Genomic DNA, 7629 nt, shown 5'->3' with positions numbered 1-7629 from the left:
CTGAAATTGATATTCCTCGATAGCTCAGTGGTAGAGCGTTCGGCTGTTAACCGAAATGTCGTAGGTTCGAGCCCTACTCGGGGAGCTTGAAAACCCTGTAAGCGTTGCTTATAGGGTTTTTTGTTGTATAAAACAGGAAATCATTCAGATAATGGAGAATAAGACCTCTCAATTTTAATTCTGAGAGCTCTTAATAAAGGATGTAAAATTTCTTAGCAGAGCTCGTCTGCCAGAGCTTCTATCTGCGCGCTGCTGTCCTCGTTCAAAGCAGAGAGGATACGGACGTCGGTCTCGGCGAAGGTCAGCTTCTTGCTGCCCTCCAGCAGGTTTTTCATACCCTTTACGGCTGTCGGCGCCCAGGTACCATTTTCCATAAAGGCTACGGTACGGTTCTGGTAGCTGCGGTCAGTCAGATGTTCGATGAAATCACGCATAAACGGGAAGATACTGCCATTGTAGGTGGTGGTAGCCAGTACCAGCTTAGAATACCGGAAAGCGTCTCCCACGGCTTCTGCCATGTCAGAACGCGCCAGGTCGTGGACGATAACGTTGGAGCAGCCTTTCGCATGAAGCTTTTCTGCCAGCAGCTCTACAGCCTCCCTGGTATGGCCATATACAGAAGTGTAGGCGATTACGACGCCCTCGTTTTCAGCCGTATAGGAAGACCAGGTATCATAGAGATTCAGGTAGTAGCCCAGATTTTCCGTAAGGATTGGTCCATGAAGCGGGCAGATGGTCTGGATATCCAGCGTAGCGGCTTTTTTCAGCAAGTTCTGTACCTGTATGCCGAACTTACCGACGATACCGATGTAGTAGCGCCGCGCTTCCGAAGCCCAGTCTTCTTCCACGTCCAGAGCACCGAATTTACCAAAGCCGTCAGCAGAAAACAGAACCTTATCGCAGGTATCGTAGGTGACCATAACCTCCGGCCAGTGAACCATGGGAGCGGCCACAAAGGCCAGAGTGTGGTTGCCGAGGCAGAGCGTATCTCCTTCCTTGATGACAAGCTGTCTGTCAGCAAAGTCTGTGCCAAAGAACTGTTTCATCATGGCAAATGCTTTTGCGCTGGATACAACCATAGTCTTGGGATACTGTTTCATAAATTCAGCGATGTTTGCGGAATGATCCGGTTCCATGTGCTGCACAATCAGATAATCCGGATGACGATCTCCAAGCAGAGCATGGATCTGATCCAGCCATTCCTGTTTGAAACGGGCGTCTACGGTGTCCATAACAGCGATTTTCTCATCCAGGATAACATAGGAATTATATGCCATACCATTGGAAACCACATACTGGCCTTCAAAAAGATCTACGTCATGGTCATTGACGCCTACGTATCGAATATCTTTGGTAATTTCTATTTTCTTACACTCCTTTTGCGAAAAATACATTTGAATCGTTGACATGTCAGCCTGCTGACCTGCATATGTGGATTATAGCATATTTCAGAACAAAAAGGATCGAAAAAGAGCGCTGCCCGTCACATGTTTTTCAATGTGACGGGCAGCACTCTTTTTAACTCTATAGGAAACACCGTGTTATGTTAAAGTACGAAAGCTATGATTCCTATAGAGCAAAAAGCCCTCCGGGGGATCGCACTGCGGCGGAATGGAATGATGTCGCTAAAGCGACCCGCCGCAGGCGGAGAATCCTGCTTCGCAGGATTCTTTCTTAAAGCAGCTTCATAATCTGAAACAGAAATGACCGGCTACCAATTCTCAGATTCATCGCCCCGAAGTTCCAGATATACATGCCCCATACTTACATAAAAGTAAGGGCGGATCCATAAGAATGCAATTCCCATGGAACCGACACCCAGAAGACACAGAGGCAGAAAGCCGATCCACAGGCGGAGAATACGGGCATACTGGCCGCGCATCAGACGGCGGCTGGTGCGGAGCGCTTCAGCGGCAGAGCAGTAAGGGTCATCCAGCAGAACAAATTCCGTCAGGCACCAGGGCAGGGAAAATAAAACAGCCGGGATGCAGGCGATGAGAGCGTAGATAACCATATGTGTCAGCAACTGAAGAACCTCGGCCGACAGATTGGCCAGATCCAGGGAGAGAGGCAGCTTCAGGTAGCAATACAGTGCAGGCGCAAACCAGACGAAGGATACCAGGTAACGGAACAGATAAGTCAGGATAAAGGTATCCGGCTGGGTGCGGAAGGCATAAAAGAGAAGACCAGGCTGTATGAGCGGCTCTTTTTTGCAGAGGGAATAGAGAAAACGAATCAGTCCCACGCCGAGCAGCGCGTTTAACAGGATTACGATCAGGTTCAGAATCCAGAACAGCGCCTGGTTCAGCGGCAGGGGAGAGGTCCCCAGGCTGGTTGTCTGCAGGATAATCGTCAGAGCCATAGTAAAGAGCGTCAGGCTGATCGTCAGATTCACGGCAAAAAAGTATTTGCCCTCCAGAGTTATACGGGCCTTGCGGCGGATTTCCTTTGGTTTCATCATAATGCGCCACCTCCCGTCATCGGAAGCTGTGTGGACAGCTGATTGTAAAGATTGGAAATAGCCTGCTGGAGCGCGTCCGGATCCATCAGGGTTTCCAGTCCGAAAAGCTGAATTGCCAGATAGAAGCCCAGCACCAGTATGACAGCGGCGATGAGAATGGCAAGGATAGATGCGATCATGCCGCCGACAGCCTTTGGAGACATTCGGTAGCTGTCACCCTTGGAGAGATGGGCAAAGAGAATGCTCATACAGCCCAGGGGCAGGGCGAAATATATAAAATAAATGCTGACAACGGAAAGAATAGTCAGCACGCCCAGAACCAGGGACAGGTTCGCCATACGGTTGGGTTTTTTCCGGTAAGGGTTGAAATCCGGCTGTTGAAAGTTTATATTTGGTTGTTCTGTGTTGTAGTCCATAAAAAATCCTCCTGAATCAATATCATATCATAGACAGAAGGGAAAAACAAATTTTTATTAGAAATTATCACCTTGACAAGTATCGGAAAATGTGGTTAAATAAACACATGAACAGTTAATCATATGTAAATATAATTTAAGGAGATAGATACTATGGGAGATATGGAGAAGGAAATCCGGGAGCATGAACATCATCATCATGACCATGAGCACTGCGGCTGCGGTCATGACCATGAAGAGCATGAACACCATCATCACGACCATGAGCATTGCAGCTGTGGCCATGACCATGAAGAACATGTACATCATCACCAGGAACAGGACGCAGCAGATCCGGAAACTGTGGACACATCTGCAAATACAAAGGTCTATATCATTGACGGTCTGGACTGCGCCCATTGCGCAGCCAAGGTAGAGGATCGTATCAATCAGGTGCCCGGCGTCGAGAAGGCGGTTCTGACCTTTGCGACGAAGCAGCTTCGCATTACGGCAGAAAATCCGGACGCTCTGATAGATGAAATCCGCCGGGTCAGCGTGGCTCTGGAACCGGAGGTTACCATTACCGAACGGAATTTTTCCCCGAAAGCTGCTTCGGATAAAACCACAGGAACGGCAAAGGATGAGGAAAAAGAGGAACGCAGAGAACTGATTTCCATCATCATCGGCGCAGTCCTTTTCGTGGTCGGCGAGGTGCTGAGCCACACCGGCGCTGCTTCGATGGTAACGCTGCCTGTATTTATCATCGGCTATCTGATTCTGGGCGCAGGTGTCCTTATGACCGCTGCGAAAAATATTTCCCATGGACAGGTTTTCGATGAAAATTTCCTGATGAGCATTGCCACCCTGGGCGCGTTCGCCATCGGCATGTACCCGGAGGCCATGGGCGTTATGCTGTTCTACCGTATCGGGGAGTTCTTTGAGCATAAGGCGGTGGAGCGCAGCCGTACTCAGATCATGGATGCGGTGGATATGCGGCCCGAGGTAGTCAGCCTGGTACAGGGAAATGAAATCAAGGTAATTCCCGCAGAGCAGGCGATGGTGGGCGACATTCTCATGATTCGCCCCGGCGACCGGATTCCGCTGGATGGCGTAATTGTCGAGGGAGAAAGCCGTCTGGATACCTCCCCCATTACCGGTGAGCCGGTTCCGGTAGCAGTGAAAGCCGGAGATGGTATTACCTCCGGCTGCGTGAATACCTCAGGACAGCTGAAGATCCGTGTAGAGAAGCCGCTGTCGGAATCCATGGTTACCCGGATTCTGGATTCCGTGGAAAATGCGGCCGCCAGCAAGCCGAAGATTGACCGTTTTATTACCCGGTTTTCAAAGGTGTATACACCGGTCGTCGTAACCCTGGCGTTGGCTACCGCTATCATTCCCTCACTGGTCAGCGGAAACTGGCACCAGTGGATCTATACCGCGATTACCTTCCTGGTAATGAGCTGTCCCTGCGCGCTTGTTCTGAGTGTGCCCCTGGCTTTCTTCTCCGGTATCGGAGCAGGCTCCAGGAAAGGCATTCTGTTTAAGGGCGGTGTGGCGATGGAATCCTTAAGCCATCTGGGCGCTGTGGTAATGGATAAGACCGGTACCGTCACGGAAGGAAATTTCAAGCTTCAGAAAGTAGTTTCTGCAGGAACATTGTCTGAGGACGACCTGCTCCGTATCGCAGCCAGCTGCGAACAGTATTCGACCCACCCGATTGCGGCCAGTATTGTCGCTGCTGCCCGGGAAAAGGCTCTGCCCCTTGCGAAGCCTGTTATGCTGGAGGAAATCGCCGGACATGGCGTTTCCGCTTATCTGCCGGAGGGCAAGGTATTCTGTGGAAATAAAAAGCTGCTGGATAAAAATGGAATCGCTATGCATACCCCTGTGGACACCGGTTACGGCTCTGAGGTATTTCTGGCGGTAGACGGCCGTTTTGCCGGATATCTGGTGATCTCAGATACCCTGAAGGCAGATACCGGATCTGCAATTGCCCGTCTGAAGAAAATGGGGCTTCGCACCGTTATGCTGACCGGCGACGCGGAGGAAAGCGCGAAGGCCGTTGCGAAAATGGCGGGTATCGACGAAGTTCACGCAAAGCTGTTGCCGGAGGATAAGCTGAATATCCTGAAGACTATCCGGGAGCAGAAGGGTACGGTTATGTTCGTAGGCGACGGAATCAACGATGCGCCGGTTCTGGCAGGCGCGGATGTGGGAGCCGCCATGGGAAGCGGTGCTGACGCGGCTATTGAAGCGGCTGACGCAGTATTTATGACTTCCAGCATGGAGTCGGTTCCGACCGCCATCGCCATTGCCCGGAGCACCAACCGGATTGCAGTCCAGAACGTAGTATTCGCTCTGGTAATCAAGATTGCGGTTATGATTCTGGGTCTTGCGGGACACCCCAATATGTGGATGGCCGTTTTTGCGGACACCGGTGTGGCAATGCTGTGCGTGCTGAACTCCATTCGGATTCTATATAAGAAGTAAAGATTACAAATAAAAGAGCTTTCAATTTTCCAGATAAAGGAAAATCAGAAGCTCTTTTGTCTAGTTTACATCTTTCATGGTCAATGCAATTCTTTTTTTCTGCAAATCTACGCTGAGTACCTTCACGTCCACGATATCGCCCACGCTCAATACCTCCAGCGGATGCTTGATATACCGATCGGTAATCTGGGAAATATGTACCAGACCGTCCTGGTGGACGCCGATGTCCACAAATACGCCGAAATCAATGACATTTCGCACGGTTCCTTTCAAAACCATGCCTGGCTTCAAATCCTTCATTTCCAGTACATCTGTCCGGAGAATCGGTTTCGGCATTTCATCGCGGGGATCCCGGCCCGGCTTCTCCAGCTCCTTTACGATATCCCGGAGGGTCAGCTCGCCGATTTCCAGCTTTTGGGCCAGGTGCTTATAATCGTGGATTTTTCCGGATAAGCCCCGGATACCGCCCCGGTTCAAATCCTCCAGGGAATAGCCCATACTGTCCAGAAGCTTTTTCGCGCTTTCGTAGGATTCCGGGTGGACGCTGGTGGCGTCCAGGGGATTTTTTCCGCCTGTGATACGAAGAAAACCGGCGCACTGCTCAAAGGCCTTGGGTCCCAGCTTAGCCACCTTCAGAAGCTCCCGGCGGCTGGTGAAGCGGCCGTTTTCTTCCCGGTAGGCTACGATATTTTTCGCCAGTGTTTTACTGATACCGGAGACATACTCCAGAAGAGGCGCGGAGGCAGTATTCAGATCCACGCCGACCTTATTGACACAATCCTCCACTACGCCCGACAGGGCCTCTCCCAGCTTCTTCTGATTCATGTCGTGCTGATACTGGCCGACGCCGATGGAACGGGGGTCGATTTTTACCAGCTCTGCCAGGGGATCCTGCAGGCGGCGGGCAATGGACGCCGCGCTTCTCTGTCCCACGTCGAAGTTGGGGAATTCCTCTGTGGCCAGCTTGCTGGCGGAATAAACGGAGGCTCCGGCCTCATTTACGATGATGTAACGGACGGGGGTGGGCAGCTCCCGGATAAGCTCTACGATAACCTGTTCAGATTCCCGGGAGGCGGTTCCGTTTCCTACGGAAATCAGGGTAATGCCGTAGCGGGCAATCAGCTTTTTCAGTATAGTTTTTGCCTCCGCAACCTTATTCTGGGGCGCGGTGGGGTAGATAACGACCGTATCCAGTACCTTCCCGGTGGCGTCTACGACAGCCAGCTTACAGCCGGTACGGAAGGCCGGATCCCAGCCCAGCACTACCTGTCCCACGATGGGCGGCTGCATCAGAAGCTGCTGCAGGTTCTTTCCGAATACCCGGATAGCGCCGTCCTCGGCTTTCTCCGTCAGTTCATTTCGAAGCTCCCGCTCAATGGAGGGGGCAATCAGGCGGTGATAGCTGTCTGCGATAACGGCCTTCAGAACCGGCGTAGTATGGGGATTGTCCCGCAGGATCACCTTCTTTTCCAGATAACGCAGAATCCGTTCCTCCGGCGCCTCGATACGGACGGTCAGTATCTTTTCCGCTTCGCCGCGGTTCAGGGCCAGTATCCGGTGCCCGGCAGCCTTTTTCACCGGCTCCTCATAGTGGTAGTACATCTCGTAGACGCTTTGAGCCTTCTCATCCTTGGCCTCGGACAGAAGCTGTCCCTCGTCGAAGGTAGCCTTCCGGATATAAGCCCGGTAATCCGCCTCATCGGAAATGGCCTCTGCCAGAATATCTCCGGCTCCGGAAATGGCCTCCTCTGCGGTCAGCACTCCCTTTTCTTCCGAGAGATAAGCGGCAGCCTCTTCCGTAAGCGGCTTCCCTGTCTGCTGCAGGCGAAGGAGATCGGCCAGTCCCTCCAGACCTTTTTCCTTTGCGATGGTTGCCCGGGTGCGCCGCTTGGGCCGGTAGGGACGATACAGATCGTCCACAGCCACCAGGGTCTCAGCCGCCAGAATCTGATTTTTTAGTTCTTCTGTCAGCTTGCCTTGCTCCTCGATGCTTCCCAGCACCTGATTTTTCTTATCCTCCAGACCCCGCAGATAGGTGAGACGCTCGTACAGGCTGCGCAGCACCTCGTCATTCAAGGATCCGGTGGCTTCCTTTCTGTATCTGGAAATAAATGGAATTGTATTTCCCTCGTCGATGAGCTTGACCGCAGCCTCTGTCTGCCAGAGCTGGACGCCAAGCTCCCCGGTTAATTTTTTTAGGATGTCCATAGGGTATTCCTCCTGTTTTTATGTTCGCTGTCCTTTATTATACGAAAATCCGTGAAACCCCGCAAGCGGTAAGTT

Annotated in this window: 5 protein-coding genes and 1 tRNA gene; 2 read left to right on the top strand and 4 right to left on the bottom strand. The window is 51.8% G+C overall.

Annotated elements, in window-relative coordinates; genetic code table 11:
- Positions 1-13 precede the first annotated feature (13 nt).
- A tRNA-Asn gene (locus tag ACTNCH_RS11830) sits at positions 14-85 on the top strand.
- A 127-nt stretch (positions 86-212) separates the two neighbouring features.
- Here the strand turns inward: ACTNCH_RS11830 and ACTNCH_RS11825 are convergent.
- The 3 genes from ACTNCH_RS11825 to ACTNCH_RS11815 form a co-directional block, all read right to left on the bottom strand.
- A complete protein-coding gene (locus ACTNCH_RS11825) occupies positions 213-1409 on the bottom strand; it encodes an FprA family A-type flavoprotein (protein WP_441017840.1) in 1197 nt (398 codons plus the stop codon).
- 302 nt (positions 1410-1711) lie between these two features.
- The gene (locus ACTNCH_RS11820) at positions 1712-2461 is read right to left on the bottom strand and encodes a DUF975 family protein (protein ID WP_441017842.1); all 750 of its coding nucleotides are present in this window, start codon (positions 2459-2461) and stop codon (positions 1712-1714) included.
- On the bottom strand, positions 2458-2877 hold the full coding sequence (locus tag ACTNCH_RS11815; RefSeq protein WP_441017844.1) for a hypothetical protein: 420 nt from the start codon (positions 2875-2877) through the stop codon (positions 2458-2460). The genes ACTNCH_RS11820 and ACTNCH_RS11815 overlap by 4 nt, the downstream gene beginning before the upstream one ends.
- 162 nt (positions 2878-3039) lie before the next feature.
- Between ACTNCH_RS11815 and ACTNCH_RS11810 the strand changes: the two genes are divergently transcribed.
- Positions 3040-5346: a heavy metal translocating P-type ATPase gene (locus ACTNCH_RS11810; RefSeq protein WP_441018360.1), complete on the top strand. Its 2307-nt coding sequence runs from the start codon at positions 3040-3042 to the stop codon at positions 5344-5346.
- 60 nt (positions 5347-5406) lie between these two features.
- Here ACTNCH_RS11810 and ACTNCH_RS11805 read toward each other — a convergent pair whose 3' ends face one another.
- Positions 5407-7554, bottom strand: a complete 2148-nt coding sequence (locus ACTNCH_RS11805) for a Tex family protein (protein WP_441017846.1) — start codon at positions 7552-7554, stop codon at positions 5407-5409.
- Positions 7555-7629 lie beyond the last annotated feature (75 nt).

The organism is Candidatus Merdisoma sp. HCP28S3_D10, assembly GCF_052065835.1.
GTDB lineage: Bacteria > Bacillota > Clostridia > Lachnospirales > Lachnospiraceae > Laedolimicola.
Note: the sequence above shows the minus strand (reverse complement) of the source record. Positions and strands in the feature narration are given on the sequence as shown.

What these genes read in the sequence shown, in the direction of transcription:
- ACTNCH_RS11825 (WP_441017840.1), bottom strand. Translation starts at nt 1,409, where the DNA reads ATGTCAACGATTCAAATGTATTTTTCGCAAAAGGAGTGTAAGAAAATA.
- ACTNCH_RS11820 (WP_441017842.1), bottom strand. Translation starts at nt 2,461, where the DNA reads ATGATGAAACCAAAGGAAATCCGCCGCAAGGCCCGTATAACTCTGGAG.
- ACTNCH_RS11815 (WP_441017844.1), bottom strand. Translation starts at nt 2,877, where the DNA reads ATGGACTACAACACAGAACAACCAAATATAAACTTTCAACAGCCGGAT.
- ACTNCH_RS11810 (WP_441018360.1), top strand. Translation starts at nt 3,040, where the DNA reads ATGGAGAAGGAAATCCGGGAGCATGAACATCATCATCATGACCATGAG.
- ACTNCH_RS11805 (WP_441017846.1), bottom strand. Translation starts at nt 7,554, where the DNA reads ATGGACATCCTAAAAAAATTAACCGGGGAGCTTGGCGTCCAGCTCTGG.